This is a genomic window from Pseudomonas sp. H1_D05, from assembly GCF_054682705.1.
The window spans coordinates 842,501-868,009 of record NZ_CP162825.1; the positions used below are offsets into that span (position 1 = coordinate 842,501).

General features: G+C 59.1%; 24 protein-coding genes and 1 pseudogene (1 of these 25 running past the window's edge). 11 read left to right on the top strand and 14 right to left on the bottom strand.

Annotated features, from left to right (window positions below; genetic code table 11):
* From msrP to AB4O11_RS03815, 5 genes are all read right to left on the bottom strand, one after another.
* On the bottom strand, nucleotides 1-374 hold the beginning of the coding sequence (msrP, locus tag AB4O11_RS03795) for a protein-methionine-sulfoxide reductase catalytic subunit MsrP (protein ID WP_186625168.1). The gene continues 640 nt to the left of window position 1, outside the view; the window shows 374 of its 1,014 coding nt (coding positions 1-374); it begins with the start codon at nucleotides 372-374; its stop codon lies off the left edge, out of view.
* 63 nt (nucleotides 375-437) lie between these two features.
* A complete protein-coding gene (gene pssA / locus AB4O11_RS03800; RefSeq protein ID WP_016983477.1) occupies nucleotides 438-1,295 on the bottom strand; it encodes a CDP-diacylglycerol--serine O-phosphatidyltransferase in 858 nt (285 codons plus the stop codon).
* Nucleotides 1,296-1,444: 149 nt separating this feature from the next.
* Nucleotides 1,445-2,461 (bottom strand): ketol-acid reductoisomerase, encoded by a 1,017-nt coding sequence (ilvC, locus tag AB4O11_RS03805; protein ID WP_007909969.1) that lies wholly within the window; start codon nucleotides 2,459-2,461, stop codon nucleotides 1,445-1,447.
* Nucleotides 2,462-2,509: 48 nt separating this feature from the next.
* Nucleotides 2,510-3,001, bottom strand: a complete 492-nt coding sequence (gene ilvN / locus AB4O11_RS03810) for an acetolactate synthase small subunit (protein ID WP_003176102.1) — start codon at nucleotides 2,999-3,001, stop codon at nucleotides 2,510-2,512.
* A 2-nt stretch (nucleotides 3,002-3,003) separates the two neighbouring features.
* On the bottom strand, nucleotides 3,004-4,728 hold the full coding sequence (locus AB4O11_RS03815) for an acetolactate synthase 3 large subunit (RefSeq protein ID WP_093434972.1): 1,725 nt from the start codon (nucleotides 4,726-4,728) through the stop codon (nucleotides 3,004-3,006).
* A gap of 399 nt (nucleotides 4,729-5,127) precedes the next feature.
* On the opposite strand from AB4O11_RS03815, the gene AB4O11_RS03820 reads away from it, so the two are divergent.
* Complete coding sequence (locus tag AB4O11_RS03820; protein ID WP_460130172.1) at nucleotides 5,128-5,544, top strand: DUF4124 domain-containing protein; 417 nt, start codon at nucleotides 5,128-5,130, stop codon at nucleotides 5,542-5,544.
* A 105-nt stretch (nucleotides 5,545-5,649) separates the two neighbouring features.
* Here AB4O11_RS03820 and AB4O11_RS03825 read toward each other — a convergent pair whose 3' ends face one another.
* From AB4O11_RS03825 to mrcB, 3 genes are read right to left on the bottom strand one after another with little or no spacing between them, the layout of a single operon-like run.
* Nucleotides 5,650-5,985, bottom strand: a complete 336-nt coding sequence (locus AB4O11_RS03825) for a YqcC family protein (RefSeq protein ID WP_460130174.1) — start codon at nucleotides 5,983-5,985, stop codon at nucleotides 5,650-5,652.
* The gene (locus AB4O11_RS03830) at nucleotides 5,985-6,734 is read right to left on the bottom strand and encodes a hypothetical protein (RefSeq protein ID WP_099757196.1); all 750 of its coding nucleotides are present in this window, start codon (nucleotides 6,732-6,734) and stop codon (nucleotides 5,985-5,987) included. Before AB4O11_RS03830 ends, AB4O11_RS03825 begins: the two co-directional genes overlap by 1 nt.
* Before the next feature lie 16 nt (nucleotides 6,735-6,750).
* Complete coding sequence (mrcB, locus tag AB4O11_RS03835; RefSeq protein WP_077574551.1) at nucleotides 6,751-9,075, bottom strand: penicillin-binding protein 1B; 2,325 nt, start codon at nucleotides 9,073-9,075, stop codon at nucleotides 6,751-6,753.
* A 118-nt stretch (nucleotides 9,076-9,193) separates the two neighbouring features.
* Between mrcB and AB4O11_RS03840 the strand changes: the two genes are divergently transcribed.
* From AB4O11_RS03840 to AB4O11_RS03855, 4 genes are all read left to right on the top strand, one after another.
* Entirely contained in the window at nucleotides 9,194-10,750 is a 1,557-nt protein-coding gene (locus tag AB4O11_RS03840; protein ID WP_460130177.1) for a bifunctional aminoglycoside phosphotransferase/ATP-binding protein, read from the top strand.
* 90 nt (nucleotides 10,751-10,840) lie between these two features.
* Nucleotides 10,841-11,185 carry a pentapeptide repeat-containing protein gene (locus AB4O11_RS03845; RefSeq protein WP_007909940.1) on the top strand — a complete coding sequence of 115 codons (345 nt, stop codon included), beginning with the start codon at nucleotides 10,841-10,843 and terminating at the stop codon, nucleotides 11,183-11,185.
* A gap of 286 nt (nucleotides 11,186-11,471) precedes the next feature.
* The gene (locus tag AB4O11_RS03850; RefSeq protein ID WP_003228231.1) at nucleotides 11,472-11,744 is read left to right on the top strand and encodes a TfoX/Sxy family protein; all 273 of its coding nucleotides are present in this window, start codon (nucleotides 11,472-11,474) and stop codon (nucleotides 11,742-11,744) included.
* A 16-nt stretch (nucleotides 11,745-11,760) separates the two neighbouring features.
* Nucleotides 11,761-12,561: a Crp/Fnr family transcriptional regulator gene (locus AB4O11_RS03855; protein WP_460130179.1), complete on the top strand. Its 801-nt coding sequence runs from the start codon at nucleotides 11,761-11,763 to the stop codon at nucleotides 12,559-12,561.
* Nucleotides 12,562-12,788: 227 nt separating this feature from the next.
* Here the strand turns inward: AB4O11_RS03855 and AB4O11_RS03860 are convergent, their stop codons facing one another.
* The 4 genes and pseudogenes from AB4O11_RS03860 to AB4O11_RS03875 form a co-directional block, all read right to left on the bottom strand.
* Entirely contained in the window at nucleotides 12,789-13,640 is an 852-nt protein-coding gene (locus AB4O11_RS03860; protein ID WP_460130181.1) for a ChaN family lipoprotein, read from the bottom strand.
* A 21-nt stretch (nucleotides 13,641-13,661) separates the two neighbouring features.
* Nucleotides 13,662-14,369, bottom strand: a pseudogene (locus AB4O11_RS03865) (heme ABC transporter ATP-binding protein); the annotation flags it as partial.
* Between the two features lie 59 nt (nucleotides 14,370-14,428).
* Nucleotides 14,429-15,466 (bottom strand): FecCD family ABC transporter permease, encoded by a 1,038-nt coding sequence (locus AB4O11_RS03870; protein WP_460130182.1) that lies wholly within the window; start codon nucleotides 15,464-15,466, stop codon nucleotides 14,429-14,431.
* Entirely contained in the window at nucleotides 15,463-16,335 is an 873-nt protein-coding gene (locus AB4O11_RS03875) for a heme/hemin ABC transporter substrate-binding protein (protein WP_460130184.1), read from the bottom strand. The genes AB4O11_RS03870 and AB4O11_RS03875 overlap by 4 nt, the downstream gene beginning before the upstream one ends.
* A 166-nt stretch (nucleotides 16,336-16,501) precedes the next feature.
* Here AB4O11_RS03875 and AB4O11_RS03880 point away from each other — a divergent pair, with 166 nt between their 5' ends.
* A complete protein-coding gene (locus AB4O11_RS03880; protein ID WP_093434921.1) occupies nucleotides 16,502-16,819 on the top strand; it encodes a Rieske (2Fe-2S) protein in 318 nt (105 codons plus the stop codon).
* Here the strand turns inward: AB4O11_RS03880 and sfsA are convergent.
* Complete coding sequence (sfsA, locus tag AB4O11_RS03885; protein ID WP_093434919.1) at nucleotides 16,816-17,529, bottom strand: DNA/RNA nuclease SfsA; 714 nt, start codon at nucleotides 17,527-17,529, stop codon at nucleotides 16,816-16,818. The genes AB4O11_RS03880 and sfsA overlap by 4 nt on opposite strands.
* Nucleotides 17,529-18,701, bottom strand: a complete 1,173-nt coding sequence (locus AB4O11_RS03890; protein WP_460130186.1) for a pyridoxal phosphate-dependent aminotransferase — start codon at nucleotides 18,699-18,701, stop codon at nucleotides 17,529-17,531. Before AB4O11_RS03890 ends, sfsA begins: the two co-directional genes overlap by 1 nt.
* A 334-nt stretch (nucleotides 18,702-19,035) precedes the next feature.
* Here AB4O11_RS03890 and dksA point away from each other — a divergent pair, with 334 nt between their 5' ends.
* From dksA to AB4O11_RS03915, 5 genes are all read left to right on the top strand, one after another.
* Nucleotides 19,036-19,479, top strand: a complete 444-nt coding sequence (dksA, locus tag AB4O11_RS03895) for an RNA polymerase-binding protein DksA (protein ID WP_064118688.1) — start codon at nucleotides 19,036-19,038, stop codon at nucleotides 19,477-19,479.
* Nucleotides 19,480-19,671: 192 nt separating this feature from the next.
* Nucleotides 19,672-20,568 (top strand): tRNA glutamyl-Q(34) synthetase GluQRS, encoded by an 897-nt coding sequence (gene gluQRS / locus AB4O11_RS03900; RefSeq protein ID WP_093434915.1) that lies wholly within the window; start codon nucleotides 19,672-19,674, stop codon nucleotides 20,566-20,568.
* 77 nt (nucleotides 20,569-20,645) lie between these two features.
* A complete protein-coding gene (locus AB4O11_RS03905) occupies nucleotides 20,646-20,822 on the top strand; it encodes a hypothetical protein (protein ID WP_003176118.1) in 177 nt (58 codons plus the stop codon).
* Nucleotides 20,806-23,760: a sensor histidine kinase gene (locus AB4O11_RS03910; RefSeq protein WP_177413113.1), complete on the top strand. Its 2,955-nt coding sequence runs from the start codon at nucleotides 20,806-20,808 to the stop codon at nucleotides 23,758-23,760. Before AB4O11_RS03905 ends, AB4O11_RS03910 begins: the two co-directional genes overlap by 17 nt.
* A gap of 22 nt (nucleotides 23,761-23,782) precedes the next feature.
* Nucleotides 23,783-25,219 (top strand): sigma-54-dependent transcriptional regulator, encoded by a 1,437-nt coding sequence (locus AB4O11_RS03915; RefSeq protein ID WP_093434911.1) that lies wholly within the window; start codon nucleotides 23,783-23,785, stop codon nucleotides 25,217-25,219.
* Nucleotides 25,220-25,509 lie beyond the last annotated feature (290 nt).

Sequence of the window (25,509 nt, forward strand, 5' to 3'; positions counted from 1 at the left end):
TCCCCGTCGACCACCACACTCCATGGTTCGGTTTTCAGCGAGCCCGCATTCGCCGCCGGGTCGCCCTTGTCGGTACCGAACTCATAAAAGTTGTTGTAGTGAGTGGCGTCTTTATAAGGCGTGATCGCCTCATCCTTGACGTTGACCGCCCCCCATTTAGTAGAAGGCAGCTTCTCGGTGAACCATGCAGGTGCCTTGCCCGGCTCGACATCGGCATACCGCGCCGCATCGTCGGCATTGGCCCAGCGCGGCAGGCTACTGACGGCGATACCGGCAGCAGTGGCCCCCAGCAATTGGCGGCGAGAGAGATAAATGGACTCAGGCGTGACATCCGACTCGTAGCAGTCGGACGCTTTGGGGACTTTGATCAACATGGCAACTCCGCAGCTTTGGAGGACAGATGCACCCATAGACTGCGGAGTATGCGGGAAATTACATCACTCGGCTTTTTTGTGCCGACGAAGATGCAACAGGTACTGAACCGGGCCGGAAGCCGCGTAAGCGAGGAACACCAGCAACAGAATGCGCGGCGGATCACTGAACACCACGGCGAACACCAGCACCACCGCAAGGATCGCCACGAACGGTACGCGCCCTTTCAGATCCAGCTCTTTAAAGCTGTTGTACTTGATGTTGCTGACCATCAGCATGCCGGCAGCCGCCACCATCAACGCGACCAGGAACGACATCTTCGAACCCTGGATCCCGTAATCACTGAATGCCCAGACAATCCCCGCCACCACACCGGCCGCTGCCGGGCTGGCCAGACCAATGAAATAACGTTTATCCGCCGTGCCAACCTGCGTATTGAAACGCGCCAGACGCAACGCCGCGCCTGCTACATAGATGAAGGCAACCATCCAGCCGACCTTGCCCATGTCGCCCAACGCCCAACCGAATGCCAGCAACGCCGGTGCAACACCGAACGCGACCATATCCGACAGCGAGTCGTACTCGGCGCCAAAGGCACTTTGCGTATTGGTCATGCGCGCGACACGACCGTCGAGGCCGTCGAGCACCATGGCGACGAAAATCGCGATCGCGGCGAACGCAAAATACTTGCTCGCGTTCGCCGAATCACCGGCACTCAACGCAGCCTGGGCGCTCATCGAGTTGATGATGGAGTAAAACCCTGCGAACAGGTTCGCAGTGGTGAACAGGTTCGGCAGCAGATAGATACCACGATGCCGGACTTTACGACCTTCTGCGTCGTGCCCTTCTTCGATGTGCTCATCGATGGGCAACAGGCTTTCGGCGTCAGAAGCCTTGTTCGGCTCTTCGGGACGTTCGCTCATGGACATTACCTTGCAACGGTTTGAAGAAAATTCGACAGGTGCTTGAGGACGACAGTTCGGCCACAAACGCTGCAGCTTTATACCAGAACCACCGCCTCAAACGAAAAAACGCGGCCGAGGCCGCGTTTTTTCATACAAGGGACAACGACTTAGTTTTTGGCTTTGTCGACGATCTTGTTGGCACCGATCCACGGCATCATGGAGCGCAGTTGCTCGCCGATGACTTCGATACCGTGAGCGGCGTTGTTACGACGCTTGGCGGTCATCGAAGGGTAGCCGGTTGCGCCTTCGCTGATGAACATTTTGGCGTATTCGCCGTCCTGAATACGTTTCAGGGCGTTGCGCATGGCCTGACGGGATTCGGCGTTGATCACTTCCGGACCGGTCACGTACTCGCCGTACTCGGCGTTGTTGGAGATCGAGTAGTTCATGTTGGCGATACCGCCTTCGTACATGAGGTCAACGATCAGCTTCAGTTCGTGCAGGCACTCGAAGTAGGCCATTTCCGGCGCGTAGCCAGCTTCAACCAGGGTTTCGAAACCGGCTTTTACCAGTTCAACGGTACCGCCGCACAGAACGGCTTGTTCGCCGAACAGGTCGGTTTCGGTCTCGTCCTTGAAGGTGGTTTCGATGATGCCGGTACGACCGCCACCAACGCCAGCGGCGTAGGACAGCGCAACGTTTTTGGCGTTGCCCGAGGCGTCCTGGTAGATAGCGATCAGGTCAGGGATACCGCCGCCCTTGACGAACTCGGAACGTACGGTGTGACCCGGAGCTTTCGGCGCGATCATGATCACGTCGAGGTCGGCACGCGGAACAACCTGGTTGTAGTGGATCGCGAAGCCGTGGGAGAAGGCCAGGGTGGCGCCTTTCTTGATGTTCGGCTCGATTTCATTCTTGTACAGCGAGGACTGGAACTCGTCCGGGGTCAGGATCATGACCAGGTCGGCCGCAGCAACAGCGGAAGCAACGTCGGTCACTTTCAGGCCGTGAGCTTCAGCTTTGGCAACAGTGGCCGAACCTTTACGCAGACCAACGGTAACGTCGACACCGGAGTCTTTCAGGTTGCACGCTTGGGCGTGGCCCTGGGAACCGTAACCGATGATGGCAACTTTCTTGCCCTGGATGATCGACAGGTCGCAGTCTTTATCGTAGAAAACTTTCATGAATTTCCCCTTTATATCCAGGCCGTTCAGGCCATTCGCTAATTTGGTTTAGATGCTGAGTACTTTGTCGCCGCGGGCAATGCCGGTCACGCCGCTACGGACGGTTTCCAGAATCGATGCGGTGCCGATGGACTGAATGAAGCTGTCGAGCTTGTCGCTGGTACCGGTCAGTTGAACGGTATACACGCTGGCGCTGACATCGACGATCTGTCCACGGTAAATATCGGTGGTGCGTTTGATCTCGGCGCGTTGGGCGCCAGTGGCCTTGACCTTGACCAGCATCAGTTCGCGCTCGATGTGAGCACTTTCCGAGAGGTCCACCAGCTTGACCACTTCGATCAGCTTGTTCAGGTTTTTGGTGATCTGCTCGATGACTTCATCGTGACCCACAGTGGTCAGCGTCAGACGCGACAGGGTCGGGTCTTCGGTCGGGGCCACAGTCAGGCTTTCGATGTTGTAGTTGCGCTGCGAGAACAGGCCGACTACGCGAGACAAAGCGCCGGGTTCGTTTTCCAGAAGCAAGGAAATAATGTGCCGCATGATTAAGTACGCTCCGTCTTGCTCAGCCACATATCGCGCATCGAGCCGTCTTTGATCTGCATCGGGTAGACGTGCTCGCTGGTGTCGACCGAAATATCGATCACGACCAGGCGATCCTTCATGGCGAACGCTTCTGCCATCTTCGACTTCAAATCTTTCGATTCGGTGATGCGTACGCCAACGTGGCCGTAGGCTTCAGCCAGCTTGACGAAGTCAGGCAGCGATTCCATGTAGGAGTGCGAGTGACGGCTGCCGTAGCTCATGTCCTGCCACTGACGAACCATCCCCAGAACACCGTTGTTCAGGATGACGATTTTGACTGGCAAGCCATATTGCAGGCAGGTCGACAGTTCCTGGATGTTCATCTGGATACTGCCTTCGCCGGTGACGCAGGCAACGTCGTCATCCGGGAAGCTCAACTTGATGCCCATGGCCGCCGGGAAACCGAAGCCCATGGTGCCCAGACCACCGGAGTTGATCCAGCGATTCGGCTTGTTGAACGTGTAGTACTGCGCCGCGAACATCTGGTGCTGGCCCACGTCGGAAGTGATAAAGGCATCGCCCTTGGTCACTTCGCAGAGGGTTTCGATCACGGTCTGCGGCTTGATCAGGCTGCCGTCGCCCTTTTCGTAAGGGAACAGGCCGCGATCACCGCGCCATTCATCCACCTGCTTCCACCAACTGGCCACGGACTCCTTGTTCGGGGTCTCGCCGATTTCCTTGAGGATCGCGACCATTTCGGTCAGGACGCTCTCCACCGGGCCCACGATTGGCACGTCGGCCTTGATGGTCTTGGAAATCGAAGCCGGGTCGATGTCGATGTGAATGATCTTGGCGTTCGGGCAGAACTTCGCTGCGCCATTGATCACGCGATCGTCGAAGCGTGCACCGACAGCCAGGATCACGTCAGCATGGTGCATCGCCAGGTTGGCGGTGTAACTTCCGTGCATGCCGAGCATGCCGATGAACTGACGATCAGTCCCCGGGAAACCACCCAGGCCCATCAACGTGTTGGTCACGGGCAGGTTGAGCATTTTCGCCAGTTCGGTCAGCGGTGCGGAACCGTTGCCGAGAATTACGCCGCCACCGGAGTACATGACCGGACGCTTGGCCGCCAGAAGCATTTCTGCTGCCTTGCGGATTTGCCCGGAGTGACCACGAACGGCCGGGCTGTAGGAACGCAGCTTGGCTTTCTTCGGGAAGATGTATTCGAACTTCTCGGCCGGGTTGGTCATGTCTTTCGGGATATCGACCACGACCGGGCCCGGACGACCGGATTGCGCCAGGTAGAACGCCTTCTTCATGACTTCCGGGATTTCCGAGGCGTGCTTGATCATGAAGCTGTGCTTCACGATCGGCCGGGAGATACCGATCATGTCGGTTTCCTGGAACGCGTCGGTGCCGACCATGGTGCTTGGCACCTGACCGGAAATGATCACCATTGGAATCGAGTCCATATAGGCGGTCGCGATACCGGTGATGGCGTTTGTGGCGCCAGGACCGGACGTCACCAATACCACGCCGGCTTTACCGGTGGCACGGGCATAACCGTCAGCCATATGGGTTGCCGCTTGTTCGTGACGAACCAGGATGTGAGTCACTTCCGGTTCTTTGAACAGGGCATCGTAAACATGCAGGAGAGCACCACCCGGGTACCCGTAGATATATTTGACGCCTTCGTCACGCAAAAAGCGGACGAGCATCTCACCGCCAGATAAAAGCTCCACGTTGTTCACCTCTAAAACGCCAGAATACCGTCCACAAAAAAGGGGCGGGTCTTAATAGGTTTACTTCTCGGCAGAGCATGAGCGACGGTGGTCGCCGACTACGTCAGCACTGACTGAGCAAGTATTGGGATCGTCCCAAGTGTTGCGGGCCTTTCCCACCCAGCGCGAGGTAACGCGTTGCGGGTGTAACAGGTCGGCGCGGATGTGCGCCTCATGATCTACCGAGTGGGTCTGCTTCTGGCAGTCCCTCTACAGCGGACTTTGGATTCTTCTGTTTCGCCCTCTCCAAGTCAAGCCGTCTATGTGGTTAATTGTGGGTAAGCACATGAGAACGCAAGAAAAAACCTGAAAACCGCTACTCTGTTAGTGTCAATTGCGCATTTTTGCCAAGGAATCAGCATGCGAACGCTCCTCCTTACTCTGCTGATCGGCCTCAGCCCATGGTGCATGGCCGCTCAAATCTACAAATGGGTCGATGCCCAGGGTGTCACGCACTTCGATGCGCAGCCGCCACCGGGTCAGCCATCGACGACAATGCAGACGCCCTCCTCGCCTCCGACCACACCAGCGGCAATGCCGGGCAGCGGTGTACTCGGTGACCAGAAGACTATCGACAACAAAGTGAAGAAACAGGTCGCGGACCAACAGGAGCAGCTCAAGCAGTTTTGCGAGCAGGCACGCACAAACCTTGCGCAATTGCAGAACAATCCGCGTTTGAGGGAAGAGGTGGAGGGACAGATGCGACGGCTGGATGATGCGCAGCGTCAGGAACGCCTTGTCGAGGCTCAGAAACAGATAGCCGAGAATTGCCAATAGCCATCTGCAGGACTGTAGGAGCTGTCGAGTGAAACGAGGCTTCGATCTTTTGACTTTAAAGATCAATAGATCGCAGCCTTCGGCAGCTCCTACACAGAATCGGTATTAGCGCGAGGCAGTGATCAGCAGGTCAAACTCTTTAAGCAGCACCTGAAGCTGCCGATCCTTGCCACCCAGGTTGCGCTGGGCGAAGACCATTTCAGCCATTTCCTGAATCCCCGAGGCATTCGGCAACGGCTGGTCCTGCTCAAGGATATATTTCATCTTCGGCAGGAAGATCCATTGCAGCCATTGCTCGAAGTCGAGCGTATCGACCGAAAACGGCTCGACACTGCTCAACGCTTCCACCGACGGCTGAACCTCGTCCCACCAGCCTTGAGTGCGCAGTTCACGCTCGATCAGCAACAGCTGATCGGCGATTTTCGGGAAACGAGCATCCATTACAGCGAAACCTTGGCCTTCTGACGGGCCTGAGCGGCACCGGCGGAATCGCCTTGTTTCTCACGGGACTGAGCGATGATTTCCCACAGGTTGGCTTGCAGGTCCGGACGACCGTTGGCCATGGTCAGCGCGCGACGAGCGAATTGCTCCGCTTGTGGCGCATCACCTTGGGCCATGCGCACCTGCGCCAAGCGATAAAGCACTTGCGGCTCACGCGGGGCAACACGCTGAGCACGCTCCAGACTGGAGGACGCACCGTTGAGGTCACCGCCGGCCTGTTGCTGTTGAGCTGTCGTCAGCAAGGCGAGTACCGGGCCGTCCAGTTGCTCATCCGCCGACAGGCCACCGCCGCTGCTAGCCGAGGGAATACCGCTCGGTGTCGACGGCATGCTGTAGCTGCCCGTGTTGACCGGCGCAGAATCAATCGCTGAAGGGTTGTACGGGCCTGCCGTGATACCACCGGACGCAGGGCCCGGCACAATCGGCGAAGAGCTGATCGGCGCGGACGTTGTCGCGCCGCCACCCGGCACCATCACCACCACGCCGGTATCGCCTTGCGGAATCGCTTGAGTCTGCGCTTGCGCAGGACGCTTTACGGTGGTTTGACGAAAGCCGCCATTGGCCGAAATACGTTCGCTGTTGGACACCGCAGTACCGGAGTCAACAACCGGAATCGAACCACGCTGTACGGTAGAGCAGCCGCTGAGCAAAGCCACGGCGGTCACCGCTGGAATCAACCACTTGTTCACTTGAAACCCTCTTTGCTTAATTCATCCAGCCCTTGACCCAATCCATCACCGACTCGCCGGAGGCAGGCGTTTCGCCCGCACACGCGGCGCCGGGTGGCGGTTCGCTGCCGCGAATATACGGCATCTGCACCGCCCCCGGACAGTTGGCATCGGAGCCCTGCCCGGTACGCGAATCGACCCAAGCCTGTACGACATTGTCCGGCTGCGGCATGTCCAGCGGTAGCGGATCGGCCTTGCGCATGAAACTGGTCCAGACCTGCAACGCACCGGTGGCCCCGGTGAACGGCGTCTTGCCGTTGTCATCGCGCCCCAGCCAGACCACCGCCAGCAGATCCTGACTGAAACCGGCGAACCAGCTGTCACGGGAATCGTTACTGGTACCGGTCTTGCCCGCCAGCGTCAAAGTCTTCGGCAACACGTTATAAACCGAGCTGCCGGTACCTTCACGCATCACGCGCTGCATGGCGTTCTGGATCAGATAGATGGACGCCGGATCGAAGCGCTGCTCGATCTGGAACGGATAACGCTTGAGCGGTTCGCCCTCGGCGGTCAGCACACTGCGAATACCGCGCATCGGCGTATTGAAACCACCGTTGGCCAGCGTCTGGTACATGGTCGCGACTTCGATCGGGGTCATGCCACCGGCACCGAGCAACATCGACGGGAATGCAGGAAATTCGCGCGTCACACCCAGACGACCCAAGGTCTTGAGCACATTCGGCACACCAACTTCCAGACCTAGACGCGAAGTCGAAAGGTTGTAGGAATGCGCGAGCCCCTGATAAAGGAACACGGTGCCGTGGGAGCGACGGTCGTAGTTCTGCGGTTTCCACACCTGACCGTTCGCGCCTTTGACCGACAACGGGTCGTCCGACAGCCAACTGGTCAGGGTGTACTGGCTCGGTTTTTCCAGCGCAGTCAGATAAACCGCAGGCTTGATCAACGAGCCGATCGGTCGCACGGCATCCAGTGCGCGGTTGAACCCGGCATAACTGGCCTGACGGCTGCCGATCATCGCCTGGACTTCACCGGTTTCCGGATTGGTCACGACCATCGCCGCTTCCACGTCATCAGAGCCTTTGCGCCCGGACAGACGTTTAAAGGTGTCGTTGACCGACGCCTCGGCTTTCATCTGCAGGATCGGGTCGAAGCTGGTGAAGATGCGCAGGCCTTCTTCGGTCAAGTCTTCGTCGCGATAGTCTTCACGCAACTGACGTTTGACCAGATCGATGAAGCCCGGGAACGAACTGTCGGCGAGCTTGCCGCGCGTGGTTACGCCCAATGGCATTTTCTTCGCCGCTTCGACCTGCTCGGCCGTCGCCACGCCCTGTTGCTCAAGCACATCGAGCACCAGGTTACGCCGTTCAAGTGCGCGCTCCGGGTTGCGACGCGGGTTGTAGTAAGACGGGCCTTTGACCATGCCGACCAGCAACGCTACCTGATGCAGTTTCAGCTCGGACAACGGCTGACCGAAGAAGAACTGACTGGCCAGACCGAAACCGTGGACCGCACGTTGACCGTCCTGGCCGACAAAGACTTCGTTGAGGTAGGCCTCAAGGATTTCCTTTTTGTCGTAATGCAGCTCCAGCAGCATCGCCATCATCGCTTCGGTGAGTTTGCGGGTCAGGCTGCGTTCGTTGGTCAGGTAGAAGTTTTTCACCAACTGCTGGGTCAGCGTACTGCCGCCCTGCGTCATCTTGCCGCCCGAGGTGTTGACCCAGATAGCGCGGGCAATCGACTTCGGCGACACGCCCCAGTGGCTGTAGTAATCGCGGTCTTCCACGGCAACCAGAGTTTCGAGCAGATATGGCGGCACTTGATCGAGCTTGATCAGAATGCGGTCTTCGAGATTTTTCGGATAAATACCACCGATCATCAGCGGTTCGAGGCGCACCACAGACAATTTCGAACCGTTGGTCGCTGACAGCTCAGCCACATAATCGCCAGAGAAACGCACGCGCACCGGCTGCGGTTTTTCCAGGCCTTCATAGAACTGGAAGCCACGGGTATTCAAATCGACGGTGTTGCCGCTAACGGCTGCCGCGCCGGGGCCATTGCTCACGGCTTCGCGGCGATAACCGAGGGCATCGAGTTCGGTAAGGAAGTCGTCCTTGCTGAGCTTTTGTCCGACGAACAGCTCGAGCGGCCGCGCGTAAACCTTGGCCGGGATGGTCCAGCGCTTGCCGGAGAACTTCTCCTGCACCACGGCATCGAGGTAAACGGCGAAGCCAGCCAGCACGACAAGGCCGACCAGACTGAGTTTAATGGCCCAGCTCAACCATGGGCTAAGGCCCTTGGAGGGTGGTTTTTTCTTGGTACGGGGGGATCGAGTTCGAGTCATGGCGGCGGATTATACGCACTTTATTCATCCTCAACAGGAGCGCTCCGAGGTTTGCGTCGGGCTGGCGAGCGGCCATAATGGCGGCCTCGAATTTCCCCCAGTCTCTGAAGGATCGCCCGTGAGCCAGTCTCTGATCGCTGCCCTGCAAAACCCGGCCCTCTACCCGCACCCTGTCGAAGGGTTTCAGGTCATCGAAACCCATATCTCGTGGGTGATCCTCACCGGTCCCTTCGCTTATAAAGTGAAGAAGCCGGTTAATTTCGGCTTCCTCGACTTCACTGGCCTCGAATCGCGCGCGCATTTCTGTGCGGAAGAGCTGCGTTTGAACCAGCATCTGACCGATGATTTGTATCTGGAAGTGTTGCCAGTCACCGGCAGCCTTGAAGCACCGCAACTGGGCGGCGACGGTCCGGCCATCGAATACGTGCTGAAAATGCGTCAATTCCCGCAGAGCGGTTTGCTCAGCACCTTGCAAGCCAACGGTGAGCTGACGACTCGGCACATCGACGAGATGGCAGAGCAGATCGCACGCTTCCACCTCACCGCGCCAAAGGTCCCGGCCGAACACGACGCCGGCACCCCGGACAGCGTGATGGCGCCGGTCTCGCAAAACTTCGAACAGATCCTGCCGTTTCTCAGCGACAAAAACGATCTGCTGCAACTCGAGGCACTGAAAGCCTGGGCCGAAAGCAGCTTCGAACGTCTCAAGCCACTGTTCGCCCAGCGCAAGGTCGAAGGGTTCACCCGTGAATGCCACGGTGATATCCACTTGGGCAACGCCACGGTCATCGACGGCAAAGTGGTTATCTTCGACTGCATCGAGTTCAACGAACCGTTCCGCTTCACTGACGTCTGGGCCGACACCGGTTTCCTCGCGATGGACCTGGAAGACCGTGGTCTGAAATCCCTGGCGCGCCGCTTCATCAGCCAGTATCTGGAGCTGACTGGCGACTATCAGGGCCTGGAAGTGCTGAACTTCTATAAAGCCTACCGTGCACTGGTGCGTGCCAAGGTTGCCCTGTTCAGCATGCCGGCTGACGCGACCCCGGTGCAGCGCGCCACCACCCTGCGCCAGTACCGCAACTACGCCAACCTGGCGGAAAGCTACAGCACCATTCCATCGCGCTTCATGGCAATCACCCACGGTGTTTCCGCTGTCGGCAAGAGCCACGTGGCCATGCGTCTGGTCGAAGCGCTGGGTGCCATCCGTCTGCGTTCGGACGTAGAACGCAAGCGTCTGTTCGGTGAGCAAACTGTTGCTAATGATGTGCAGGCTGGCATTTACAGTGCCGACGCCAGCGCCGCCACTTACGCGCGTCTGCATGAAATCGCTGAAGTGATCCTGCACGCCGGTTTCCCGGTGGTGATCGACGCGACTTACCTGAAGCGCGAACAACGCGACAACGCGGCAAAAATTGCCGAAGCCACCGGCACGCCATTCCTGATCCTCGATTGCAACGCGCCACAAGCGGTGATCGAGAGCTGGCTGGCGATTCGTCAGGCCGACCAAAAGGATCCGTCCGACGCCACCCTGGCGGTGATCGAAGCGCAGCAGGCCAATCGCGAAGCGCTGACGCCGGAAGAAATCCTGCGCAGCAAACGCGTACAGACCAATGAATCCGGCACGCTGGACACCGTGGTCGCGCAGATTCGTCAACGCCTGCCAGGCCTGTAAAAAACTATTTCGGCCGTGAAGCCCACGCTTGCTTCACGGCCGCCAAATAGTGGCACTATACTGGCGTCATAAAACTAACGGTGATATGACATGAGCCAGCCGAAACTTCTCGACACCCCGCTATATGCCTTGCTGCACAAAGACGACATCACAGGTTTCAACAAAGAGCGCCCACAAGATGGCCCGATCGACATGGTCGGCGGCGATTTCCGTGGTCTTGATTTGCGCGAACTGAATGCCGATGGCGTGGATTTCAGGGACGCGTATTTCCGTTCTGCCGATCTGCGAGGCATCGATTTCCGCAATGCGTCGCTGGAAGGCGCGAGCCTGGCTCACGCGCAGATTTCCGGGGCTTACTTCCCGCCGGAACTGAGCGCTGACGAGATTCTGATGTCGATGAATTTCGGTACGCGCCTGCGCTATCGCACCCGCTGATAGTCGCCTCCCCTCTGACACGACGCCCACCCTGTAGGCGTGAGCCTGCTCGCGATAGCGGTCTAACATTAAACACATGTGTGCCTGCCAGTCCGCTATCGCGAGCAGGCTCACGCCTACATTGATATGTGTTTTTTCCCCTTCTTTCTGCGTTCGCAAGCCTTTCAAGCGCCCTTTCTTAGAAGCGTTTGCGTTGAATCCGACCAAACAATCACGCTTTTCCTACTGATGGCTACACTCCTGAGAAGCTCGCCCACGCACCATTCGGCCGTCGCAAGGAGGCTTGATGAATGATGAACTGCAACACCTGAAGAATCTTGGCAAGACGTCGGCGCAATGGCTGCATGCCGTGGGCATCCACAGCGCCTCGGACTTGCGTCGCCTGGGCGCGGTGGACGCCTACCGGGCCGTGCGTACCCGCGGGTTTCGCGCATCGAAGGTGTTGTTGTATGCGATCGAAGGCGCGCTGATGGATGTGCACTGGAACGACATCCCTGCCGAACGCAAGGACGCCCTCAACAAGCAACTCGAAGCCATTTCCTCGCGCCACAAGAACTGAACGGGCATTGACCGTCATGTATTTACTGGGGGAACAATCGGCCTGCGCCGATGCCTTGATCAACCGTTTGCAGAGCTTGCCCGCACTGTGGCTGCGCGATTTGGCGCCTTGCGGTCCAATGCTGGAACTGGAGGCGGCGGATGATTTGCTGACGCAGTTACCCGCCGATCAGCTATTCATGCTGAATGAAGGGATGATCAACGGCTGTATCGGCGCCCGTCCGCTGTTTTATTGGCAGGACGGCGATTTGATCGGCCTTCAGCAAGGTGAGGACTGGGCTGATTGCCGTTTGTGCAGTGACGGGGCGTTGCGCTTGACGCCCTATTGGCGCCGTGAGGTTTTCCAGCATGTGTATGCCGACGCTCATCGGACAGACCAGTTTCTAGAGTATCTGCTGGGGCAGATGGCGATCCTCGCCCATGCCGTCGCGGAACTGAAACCGCGCGAGTTTCGCAGCACCAATGGCTTCAAACGGGTCGAGGCGGGTGAAATCCTCATCAACCAAGGGGACGCGGCTGATCACGTGTTCGTGATCATCGACGGACATGCCGAAGCGTTTGTCGACGGGCATAAGGTGGGAGATGTGGCCAAAGACGAGATTTTCGGTGCCATGGCCGTGTTTACTGGCGAGCCACGCAACGCCACGGTGATCGCACGAGAACCGAGCACGGTGATGCTGATTCCCGGTGATCATTTTTTGAGCATGATCCGCACCAATCCAAAGATCGCCCACAGCCTGATCGAGAGCATGGCACGGCGGATCGGCCAGTTGAATCGGCAGATCACGCAAATGACACCGACTGAAGGTCAACACTAAAAGTCTTTGTTTGCGGGGCGTACCGACCATTTTCCAGACGATTTCAAAGAAACGGAAAAACAGTTGTTGACTCGGTAATGAGAATCGCTATGATTATCACAACTGGTCGCGAGATCAGTCGATATTCTGAAAAGCCCTTGGTTCGGACTCTCAGATTATCTCCTCATCAGGCTAATCACGGTTATTTGACCCGGTTTTTACCGGGTCTTTTTTTGCCTGTGGAAAAGTCATTTGCCGAACTGTTTACGCATCTGCTCGCAGTAATCCTGCTTTGGCGTTGCCGGCGTGTACCAAACGTAGTCGGCCATCGCGGCGGTCACTTCGGCGCCCTGCTCTGCCAGCATCAACACGGTGGGTGCCTGGGCGGCGCCCAGATCCACAACATGCAACGGCACGCCGACGTCCTTGCGCGCATGCCACGCACCGGCCAGCAGGACTGAAGGTGAAGGAGCCGCCAGCAGACGTTCGGCCATACGCCGATCACGTTGTTGCTGAACGGCGAGCATCGCCGGCATCTGTGATTCGGGCAGCAGGCCACAGTGGGAATCGCTGATCTGCTCCAGCAAAACGGCTTTCACGGATTCCGTATTGCTGCGCGTCCCCTTTAACACCGGCGGATCACGATAGAAGGCGCGGATTTCAGCGCTATCCAGATTCGCCGCCAGCAGTGGATACGGCTGAGTCAGCGCGAAGCGGACAATGGGTTCATAGAGATTCCAGTCCCAGCCGTCCTTCCAGGCCAATGCGGCAGGGAAGTCCGCGGGCGGCGTTGCAGCCTGGCGCACTTGATCAACGCGAGGCTGCTGATCCGGCGTGAGCATTTCCAATAGCAGACTGCCCTGCGACCGCTGTTCACCGAGCGAGCGCAACAGCCACAATTGCGCGGCGTGATGATCGGCGTTGTCATGCTGCTCACCAATGATCAGCCGCTCAGGCTCGGCAAGACCCGTCAGCAACTGCTGTGCCGTCAGCACCTGACCGCTGTGCAGGTCGCGAATCTCGCCATTGATCGGCGGTGGCGCCGCAACATGCTGACACCCCGCAAGTAACATCACCGCCAACAACCACAACCCACGCATGCCATCACCTCAAGGATCCTGTCAGCGGGCGATGATCAGCGGATGCCCGCGCTCCGGGTGCGGCTGCACCAACACTTCGAGACCGAATACGGCCTGAAGCGTGTCCGGACGCAAAACCTGCTGCGGTGTATCCAGCGCCACCGGACGCCCACCCTCCAGCAGCAGAATGCGATCACAATAACGCGCCGCCAGATTCAGATCATGCAGGATCACCAACACCGCCGCGCCACGATCGGCAAACTCGCGTACGGCCTGCAGTGTCGTGTGTTGATGCAGCGGATCGAGCATTGACGTTGGTTCATCCAGCAGCAGCGTCTGTCCGGCCTGCCCCGGCCAAAGCTGCGCGAGCACCCGCGCCAGATGCACACGCTGACGCTCGCCCCCGGACAACGCCAGATAACTGCGACCGCTCAAGTGCCCGGCATCCGCTGCCGTCAATGCCTGTGCGATGATTTCGGCATCCCGCACCCGCCCGCTTTGCCAAGGCAAGCGGCCCATGCCGACCACTTCCTCAACGCGAAAAGCAAAATCCAGGGTCGACACCTGAGGCAACACCGCCAGTCGTTGCGCGCGCTGCGGGCCAGTCCAGTGACTCAACGCTTGCCCATCGAGCGAAACTCCGCCCGCGCTCGCTGCCAGTTCACCGCACAAGGCACCGAGTAACGTACTTTTGCCAGCACCGTTCGGCCCAAGCACACCGAGCACTTGACCCGGTTCGAGCTGCAACGAGACATCGCTGAGCACAGCCTTGCGACCACGCTGGATGTGCAGATTCTGCGCACGCAACATCAGGCACGCCCTCGCAGCAGCAAATAGAGGAAGAACGGCGCACCGATAAACGCGGTGACGATGCCGATCGGCAACTCTGCCGGTGCCAGCGCCAGCCGCGCGACCAGATCAGCCAACAGCAACAGGCTCGCCCCCGCCAGCACGGAGGCCGGCAGCAACACTTTGTGATCCGGCCCCGCCAGCAAGCGCACCAGATGCGGCACCACCAGCCCGACAAAACCGATCATCCCGGCGGCCGCCACTGCTGCGCCAACCCCGAGCGCCGTGCAAAACACCAATTCACGCTTGAGCCGCTCGACATCAATGCCCAAATGACCAGCCTCGGATTCCCCGAGCAGCAAGGCATTCAGCGCTTTGGCGCGACGCGGCAACCACAACGCCACGCCGGCGCTGATGATCAGCAATGGCCACAACCGCGCGTAACTGGCGCCGTTGAGACTGCCGAGGTTCCAGAACGTCAGCGTACGCAAGGTCGCGTCATCCGCCAGATAAGTGAACAGCCCCACCGCCGAACCGGCCAGCGCCGTCAGTGCAATGCCCGCCAGCAACATGGTAGCGACGTTGGTCTGGCCATTACGGCGACCCAGTCGATACACCAGCGCCGTCACGCCGAGGCCGCCGAGAAACGCGCAGACCGACAGCAGATACGGCCCGATCCATTCCGGCAGGCCGCCAAAAAAAGCACCGCCGACAATCGCGATCGCTGCGCCCAATGCCGCTCCGCTGGAAACACCGACCAGTCCCGGATCGGCCAGCGGGTTACGAAACAAGCCCTGCATCGCCACGCCAGACAACGCCAGCACACCGCCCACTGCAAGTCCCAGCAGCGTTCGCGGCAGACGAATCTGCCCAAGGATCAGCTCAGCCTGCTCCAGTCCGTCCGGTGCCAACGGCACACCAAGCATGCGTAGCGCGGCACGCAACGTGTCGAACAGCGGCAGACTGACAGGCCCGAGTGCCAACGATAGCCAGATCGCCAATAAACACAGGAGCGTCAGGCCAATGAACAAGTCACGGGGTTTTACCAGTGTGGTCATTGGCCGCTCTTGGCCGGATAGAAACCGTCAGTCAGGGTTTTCAGCGCCGCTGGCAAACGCGGCCCGAGCCCACCGACCAGCAGGGTCGGATCCAGCTCCAGCACACGCCCGGTCTTCGCGGCGCGACTTGAATTGAGAATCGGGTTTTCCTTGAACAGCGCCGCTTTCGCCGCCTCACCGGTCAATGCACGGTCGGCGAACACCAGCACTTCAGGATCGAGACTGGCAAGGGATTCCACGGAAAACGGCTTGTAACCCGTTTGCGTCGCCAGGTTATGTCCGCCCGCCTGTTGCAGCAACCAGTCGGCGGCGGTGTCCTTGCCAGCAATCAATGGCTTGCCACCGGCATGTCCAAGCAACAGCAACACACCCGGTGCTTTTTGTTTGGTCTGCACTTCAGTAACCCGGGCCTTCTGCGCATCGAGTTGCTGTTGATAACTGTGCAGCATTTGCGCGGCCTGAGCCTGTGCGCCGAGCAATTGGCCCAAATGAGTAACGTTTTTCTCCAGCGTTGGCAGATCTGGCTGAGCCGAAAACAACGCCACCTGAACCTTGGCCGCTTTTACCTGCGACAGTACCGGTGGCGGGCCCATTTCTTCGGTGCCGATCAGGATATCCGGGCGCAAACTGAGAATGCCCTCAGCGGACAGACTGCGCTGATAACCAATACTCGGTAGCGCCTTCAACGACTCCGGATGCTGGCTGGTGGTATCGACGCCAACCAGTTTCGACTCGCCGCCCAATGCCGTTACCCACTCCGACAGCGCACCGCCGGCGCTGACCCAACGTTGCGGCAAATCGGCCGCTGCAGCCTGGTGGCTGACCAAAAGTCCGACACACAGCACGGCAACGCGGGTACTCAGGCGCATACACAGCTTCCTTGAATAAGGTTTTTTCCCGGGCATCCGGATGGCAGGCCAAGTATCCTCGACATCTGCCAGATGCCTGCGGGTGAAGGCCGCCATTTGATAATTGTTTGCATTTAAACGTCAAGCTCGGACATATCCAGACACGAGCGGACACTAGAGGATAGTCATGAAGCTTCTCTGCGCAGGCGCCGATCTGGCCGAAGCGAAAAGTCGTGGATTCGAGATCGACGGAAAAAAGCTGTTTGCCGTGCGTCGCAATGGTCAGGCCTATGTCTACCTCAATCGCTGCCCGCACCGGGGCGTGGGCCTGGAATGGCAACCCGACCGGTTTCTCGACCCGAGCAACAGCCTGATCCAGTGCGCCACCCACGGCGCACTGTTTCTGATCGAGGACGGTGAATGCGTCGCCGGGCCTTGCGCCGGGCAAGCACTCACCGCCATTTCTTGCCGGGAAGATGCGCAAGGGCTGTGGATCGATGTTTAACCGTTAAGCAGCACGTCGAGACGCCGGTCGATGACCATCTCTTCATGGTCCAGCCGCACGCCATACGCCAGCACCTCAACGCCACAAGCCACCGCTTCGAGAAGCGCATCGGCGTAGGCCGAATCGATTTCCTTCGCCGGCCGCACCGCGTCAATCCCGGTCAGATTGACGCAATACAACTGCACCGCCCGAATGCCGTCCCGCGCCAGATGCGCCAGCTCACGCAGATGTTTGGCGCCGCGCTGGGTCACCGCATCGGGAAACGCCGCCACGGCGGTGCCGTCGAAACCGAGGGTGACGCTTTTCACTTCAACATAAGCCGGGCCGCTCGGGTATTCGAGGCGGAAGTCGATTCGGCTCTTTTCCTGCCCGTATGCGACTTCACGTTTCAATGCGGTAAAGCCGTTCAACTCGCTGATGACGCCGGCCTGCAGCGCCTCCTCGACCAAACCGTTGGCCCGTGCGGTATTCACGCAAAACAACCGACCCTGCGGGGTTTCGCCAATTTCCCAAGTACCGGGCAATTTACGCTTGGGGTCATTTGAGCGGCTGAACCAGACCTGCCCGCCTTCGACCTGACAGTTGAGCATCGAACCAGTGTTGGGGCAGTGAATGGTCAGCAACTCGCCGTCAACGGTTTCGATATCGGCGAGAAAACGCTTGTAACGACGGATCAGTCGCGCCTCTTCCAGAGCAGGATAAAAGCGCATCAGCCTTGCCAGCTCTTCAAACCACGGGCAATACGCTCCACCGCTTCCTGTAAGCGAGGGAGGTTTTGCGTGTAGGCAAAACGCACATGGTGGCTGGCCTGATAGCGACCGAAATCCAGACCCGGGGTGAACGCTACATGTTCGGTTTCGAGAAAATGTCGGCAGAACGCGAAGGCATCGCCGCCGAACTGGCTGATATCGGCGTAAAGATAGAACGCGCCTTCCGGCTCCACGGCGATGTTGAAACCCAACTCGCGCAACGCTGGCAGGAGGAAATCACGGCGGCGACCAAATTCGGTTCGGCGCTCTTCCAGAATGGCGATGGTGTCCGGTTCGAAACAGGCCAACGCCGCATATTGGGCCATGCTCGGCGCGCTGATGTAGAGGTTCTGCGCCAGTTTTTCCAGCTCGCTGACGGCAGCATCCGGCGCCACCAGCCAGCCGAGACGCCAGCCGGTCATGCCGAAATATTTGGAGAAACTGTTCAACACAAAAGCGCTGTCATCGACTTCCAGCACGCTCGCAGCATCGGTGCCGTAAGTCAGACCGTGATAGATCTCGTCCACCACCAGATGCCCGTGTTTCGCCTTGATGGCTGTGGATAACCCGCCCAGCTCATCGCGGGTCAGGATCGTCCCGGTCGGGTTGGCCGGCGAAGCGACCAATGCACCGACGCTGTCGTGATCCCAATGACGCTCGACCAGATCCGGAGTCAACTGATAGCGCACGTCCGGCCCTACAGGAACAAGCTGCGCGGCACCTTCCACCAGCCGCAGAAAATGCCGGTTACACGGATAACCCGGATCCGCCAGCAGCCAGTGTTTACCTGGATCGACCAGCAAAGCGCTGGCCAGCAACAGCGCACCGGAACCGCCCGGCGTGATCAGAATCCGCCGCGGATCGATGTTCAGGCCATAGCGCGATTGGTAAAAACCGGAAATCGCCTCGCGCAATTCAGGAATGCCGCGCGCAGCGGTGTAACGGGTCTTGCCCGCCGTTAAAGCGGCCTGCCCGGCACGGATGATCGGCTCGGCAGTAGTAAAGTCCGGCTCGCCGATTTCCAGGTGGATCACGTCGTGGCCTTCAGCCTGTAATTCATTGGCCCGCGCCAGCAGCGCCATCACATGGAACGGTTCGATCGCACGACTGCGCGCACTGTAGGGCTGAGCCATTGGTTTTCCTTCGGCAGGGAAAAAGAGACGATTCTACCCATCTGCCGGAACGAGCGAGAACCCGCAGCGGTCACAGCCTCGAGAACGCTGGACTGTAACGATATGAGCGTACGCTCCAGGATTGACTAAAATCAGTGATTGAACAGGTCTTCAGCACCACCAGACACGGCTTGCCAAACATTTGCAAGCGCCACCCGCCGGGGCCTCGACATCCGGGAGTAGCGCAGGCCGAATTGATCTGGTAAGTTCGCCCGCTTGCAGCCGCAGGGCCGGCAGGTGTCGGTGATGGAGCAATCCTGCGCAATGGATTACAAGAGTAGAGGCGGTCCATTTCATGCCCACCCAAGCAAAGCAACAGCAGCAAACGACGATCAGCGGTTTCGAACCTTATGTTCCGAAGGCCGGTGAAGAGTACATGGGCGCCCCGATGCGAGCGCACTTCACCAAGATCCTGAACAAGTGGAAACAGGACTTGATGCAGGAAGTCGACCGTACTGTTGATCACATGAAAGACGAAGCGGCCAACTTCCCTGACCCGGCCGACCGTGCCAGTCAGGAAGAAGAATTCGCCCTCGAGCTGCGCGCCCGCGACCGCGAGCGCAAGTTGATCAAGAAGATCGACAAGACCCTGGAGCTGATTCAGGACGAAGAGTACGGCTGGTGCGAGTCCTGCGGCATCGAGATCGGCGTCAAGCGCCTCGAAGCCCGTCCAACCGCGGATCTGTGCATCGACTGCAAGACCTTGGCGGAAATCAAGGAAAAGCAGGTCGGCAAGTAATCTCGACCTGAACGAAAAACGGAGCGTGCGAACGCTCCGTTTTTGTTTCTGCCTTTTGCCTTTTGTAGGAGTGAGCCTGCTCGCGATAGCGGTGGGTCGGTCGATATCGGTGTTGAATGTCACACCGCTATCGCGAGCAGGCTCACTCCCACAGGTTGACCTGCGTATAGCCTGAAAAGTAGCTTCGTCTCCATGACTGCCAAAACATCCCCCGCCTACATCGGCCGCTTCGCCCCAACCCCCAGTGGCCACTTGCACTTCGGTTCGCTGGTTGCCGCCCTCGCCTCTTACCTCGACGCTCGCTCGGTCGGCGGTCGCTGGCTGGTGCGCATGGAAGATCTCGACCCGCCCCGCGAAGAACCCGGCGCACAAGCGGCGATTCTCAAGGCGCTGGAAAGCTACGGCTTCGAATGGGACGGCGACATGGTGCGCCAGAGCGATCGCCACGACGCCTACGCGGACGTGCTCAACAGCCTGTTCAATCACGGCCTCGCTTACGCCTGCACGTGCTCGCGCAAACAGCTCGAAGCGTATAACGGGATTTATCCGGGCCTGTGCCGCAATGCTGGCCACGATCAGCAAGACGCCGCTATCCGCCTGCGCGTACCCGAACTGGAATACCACTTTATCGACCGCGTGCAAGGCGAATACCGCCAGCATCTGGGTCGCGACGTCGGCGATTTCGTGATCCGCCGCCGTGACGGTCTCTACGCCTATCAACTGGCGGTGGTGCTGGATGATGCCTGGCAAGGTATCACCGACATCGTGCGTGGTGCCGACCTGCTCGACTCGACGCCGCGCCAACTCTATCTGCAAGAGTTGCTGGGGTTGCGCCAGCCGCGCTATCTGCACCTGCCGCTGATTACCCAACCGGACGGCAACAAACTCGGCAAGTCCTATCGCTCGCCGCCGCTGCAAGCCGATCAAGCCACACCATTGTTGCTGCGCGCCCTGCGTGCTCTGGGGCAAAACCCTGGCGCTGAACTGGCCCACGCCTCACCGCAAGAATTACTCAAGTGGGGCAGCGCACACTGGGATGCCACGAAGATCCCGCGCACACTGACCCTGCCCGAAGCGCAACTGCTATGACGACACTTGCAGTCGCGCGCCCATCCGTTACCATCGCCGCACGTTTTCGGGCACGCGCATAAAAAAGAGAGGCCGGGATGTACATCTATCGCTTGGTCCTGCTTTTAGTCGTGGGGATCTACCTGTTTTCCCCCGCCATCATGGATTGGTGGATCGACGCTACGGGCGCCTGGTATCGCCCCTATCTGCTCTGGTTGATCCTGATTGTCGTGACCTTCATCCTGCAGAGCCAAAAAGATGCCGATGAGCTTTAGCCTGACCCAGATGATCCTGATCAGCGCCGCGTACCTGGCGGTGCTGTTCGGCGTCGCCTGGATCAGCGAACGGGGCATGATCCCGCGGGCGATCATTCGCCACCCGCTGACCTACACCTTGTCGCTGGGGGTTTACGCCAGTGCGTGGGCGTTCTACGGCACGGTCGGCCTCGCCTATCAGTACGGCTACGGCTTTCTGTCCAGTTACCTCGGCGTGTCCGGCGCATTTCTGCTAGCGCCGGTGTTGCTCTATCCGATCCTGAAAATCACCCGCACCTATCAACTGTCGTCGCTGGCGGATCTGTTCGCGTTTCGCTTTCGCAGCACCTGGGCCGGCGCGCTGACCACTATTTTCATGTTGATCGGTGTGCTGCCGCTGCTGGCGTTGCAGATTCAGGCGGTGGCCGACTCCATCGGCATTCTGACCGGCGAGCCGATCCAGAGTCGCGTCGCGCTGGCGTTCTGTGCGCTGATCATCCTGTTCACGATTTTCTTCGGTTCCCGGCATATCGCCACTCGTGAGAAGCACGAAGGGCTGGTGTTTGCGATTGCCTTCGAGTCGGTGATCAAACTGATCGCTCTCGGCGGCGTCGGCCTGTATGCGCTGTACGGCGTGTTCGATGGTCCGCAACAGCTTGAGATTTGGCTGCTGCAAAACCAGACTGCCCTCGCCGCGCTGCACACGCCGTTGCAGGAAGGCCCCTGGCGTACGCTGCTGCTGGTGTTCTTTGCCTCGGCGATCGTGATGCCGCACATGTATCACATGACTTTTACCGAAAACCTCAACCCGCGCTCGCTGGTCAGTGCGAGCTGGGGCCTGCCGCTGTTCCTGCTGCTGATGAGCCTGGCGGTGCCGCTGATTCTCTGGGCCGGCCTCAAACTCGGCGCCACAACCAACCCGGAATACTTCACCCTCGGCATCGGCATCGCCGCCAACAGCAAACCGCTGGCGTTGCTCGCCTATGTCGGCGGTTTATCGGCGGCCAGCGGGCTGATCATCGTCACCACGCTGGCGCTGTCGGGCATGGCGCTGAACCACTTGGTTTTGCCGCTCTACCAGCCGCCGGCCGAAGGCAACATCTACCGCTGGCTGAAGTGGACCCGCCGCGCGCTGATCGTCGCGATCATCATGGCCGGTTTCGGTTTCTACCTGATGCTTGGCGCCGAGCAGGATCTGGCCAACCTCGGCATCGTCGCGTTTGTCGCGACCCTGCAATTCCTGCCCGGGGTGTTGTCGGTGTTGTACTGGCCGACCGCCAACCGTCGCGGCTTTATCGCCGGTCTGCTGGCGGGGATTCTGGTCTGGGTAGTGACCATGCTGCTGCCGCTGGTCGGCAATCTGCAGGGTTTCTACATCCCGCTGCTGAACATGATTTACGTGCTCGACGACACCAGTTGGCACATGGCGGCAATCGCCTCGCTGGCTGCAAACGTCTTGATGTTCACGCTGATCTCGCTGTTCACCAACGCCAGCCCGGAAGAAGCCAGCGCCGCCGAAGCCTGTGCGGTAGACAACGTCCGTCGTCCGCAGCGCCGTGAACTGCATGCGGCCTCGCCACAGGAATTCGCCACACAACTGGCCAAACCGCTGGGCGCCAAGGCTGCGCAGAAAGAAGTCGAGCAAGCGTTGCGTGACCTCTATCTACCATTTGACGAACGCCGTCCTTATGCACTGCGCCGTTTGCGTGACCGTATCGAGGCCAACCTTTCCGGTCTGATGGGCCCGAGCGTGGCGCAGGACATGGTGGAAACCTTCCTGCCCTACAAGGCGGGTGGCGAAAACTATGTGACCGAAGACATCCACTTCATCGAAAGCCGCCTCGAGGATTACCACTCGCGCCTCACAGGCCTGGCCGCCGAACTCGACGCCCTGCGCCGTTACCACCGCCAAACCTTGCAGGAACTGCCGATGGGCGTCTGCTCGCTGGCCAAGGATCAAGAGATCCTGATGTGGAACAAGGCCATGGAAGAGCTCACCGGAATCGCCGCGCAACGCGTGGTCGGTTCGCGCCTGAGTACCATCGGCGAGCCATGGAAAGGCCTGCTGCAAGGTTTCATCGATCTGCCGGACGAGCATTTGCACAAACAGCACCTGGCCCTCGATGGCCAAACACGCTGGTTGAACCTGCACAAAGCGGCAATCGACGAACCGTTGGCACCGGGTAACAGCGGCCTGGTGCTACTGGTCGAAGATTTGACCGAAACGCAGATGCTCGAAGACAAACTGGTGCACTCCGAGCGTCTGGCCAGCATTGGTCGTCTCGCGGCGGGTGTGGCTCACGAAATCGGCAACCCGATCACCGGCATTGCTTGTCTTGCGCAAAACCTGCGCGAAGAGCGTGAAGACGACGGCGAACTGACGGAAATCAGCGGGCAGATTCTCGAACAGACCAAACGTGTGTCGCGCATCGTCCAGTCGTTGATGAGTTTCGCCCACGCTGGCAGCCATCAGCACAGTGACGAGCCCGTTTGTCTGGCAGAGGTCGCTCAAGATGCAATCGGCCTGCTGGCCCTGAACCGACGCAATTTCGAGGTGCAGTTCTACAACCTCTGCGATCCTGATCATTGGGTCGAAGGCGATCCGCAGCGACTCGCCCAGGTATTGATCAACTTGCTCTCCAACGCCCGCGACGCCTCGCCGCCGCACAGTGCGGTACGGGTCAAGAGCGAAGCCGGCGAACACACGGTCGATCTGATCGTCGAAGACGAAGGCAGCGGTATTCCGAAGAACATCATGGATAGATTGTTCGAACCCTTCTTCACCACCAAGGATCCTGGCGAAGGCACCGGTCTGGGCCTTGCACTGGTCTATTCCATCGTTGAAGAGCATTATGGACAAATCACCATCGACAGCCCGGCTGATGTACAGAGCCAACGCGGCACCCGTATCCGGGTGACCTTACCGCGTCATGTCGAAGCGACGTCCGCTGTGAACTGAGACCGTCGAGAGTATCGAATCAATGCCGCACATTTTGATCGTCGAAGACGAAACAATTATCCGCTCCGCCTTGCGCCGCCTGCTGGAACGCAACCAGTACCAGGTCAGCGAAGCCGGTTCAGTGCAGGAAGCACAAGAACGCTTCACCATTCCTACGTTCGATCTGATCGTCAGCGATCTGCGTTTGCCGGGCGCGCCGGGTACTGAGCTGATCAAGCTCGGCCAGGGCACACCGGTGCTGATCATGACCAGCTATGCCAGCCTGCGCTCGGCGGTCGACTCGATGAAGATGGGCGCGGTGGACTACATCGCCAAGCCTTTCGACCACGATGAAATGCTTCAGGCTGTCGCGCGGATCCTGCGTGATCGCCAATCGGCACCGGCGGCCGGCGAAGCAGTTGCCAGTAAACCGGCCAATGGCAGCGGCAAATCCGCCGTCGACAACAGCAATGGCGAGATTGGCATCATCGGCTCCTGCCCACCGATGCAGGACTTGTACAGCAAGATCCGCAAAGTCGCGCCAACCGATTCCAATGTGTTGATCCAGGGCGAGTCCGGCACCGGTAAAGAACTGGTGGCCCGCGCACTGCACAACCTGTCGAAACGCGCCAAGGCGCCGATGATCTCGGTGAACTGCGCAGCCATTCCGGAAAGCCTGATCGAGTCCGAACTGTTCGGCCACGAGAAAGGCGCATTCACCGGCGCCAGCGCCGGGCGTGCCGGTCTGGTCGAAGCGGCGGACGGCGGCACCTTGTTCCTCGACGAAATCGGCGAACTGCCGCTGGAAGCTCAGGCTCGACTGCTGCGTGTGTTGCAGGAAGGCGAAATTCGCCGTGTTGGCTCGGTGCAGTCGCAGAAGGTCGATGTACGCCTGATCGCGGCCACTCACCGCGACTTGAAGAGCCTGGCGAAAATCGGCCAGTTCCGTGAAGACCTTTATTACCGTCTGCACGTGATCGCGTTAAAACTGCCTGCCCTGCGCGAGCGCGGCGCCGACGTCAACGAGATCGCCACGGCTTTCCTCGCTCGCCAAAGTGCGCGCATCAACCGTACCGACCTGAAATTTGCCGCGGATGCCGAACAGGCGATTCGTCATTATTCCTGGCCGGGTAACGTGCGTGAACTGGAAAACGCAGTCGAGCGCGCGGTGATTCTGAGCGAAAGCGCGGAAATCTCCGCCGACCTGCTGGGCATCGACATCGAGCTGAGCGATCTGGAAGACGACGAGTTCATCGGTCTGCCGCCACAAACGCCGGGTAACGCCAGCAACAGCAGCCACGAGCCGACCGAAGACCTGTCGCTGGAAGACTACTTCCAGCACTTCGTTCTCGAGCATCAGGACCACATGACCGAGACCGAACTGGCGCGCAAACTGGGCGTCAGCCGTAAATGTCTGTGGGAGCGCCGTCAGCGTCTAGGCATCCCACGGCGCAAGACCGGGGTCGCCAGCGAGAGCTGAACGTTACCTGTCGAGTGTGCGGGTAACGCTTGAAGATGTGAAAAAACTGTTACCTCAGTCGATTCACGTAACAGAAGCCGGGGTTATCGGTAACGAAACCCCGGCTTTTTTTCGCCCCGACAAAACGGTTATATCGACCTAACCCCTTGTTTTATTGGGTTTCGCAAAAGTTGGCACGGCCCCTGCTATATGTTTGGTACAAGAACAATAACAAGCAATGCACAAGACAATAAAAATAAGACGAATCGACTCACGCACAATAAAAACAAGACGGCGAGAGGCGCAGCTAA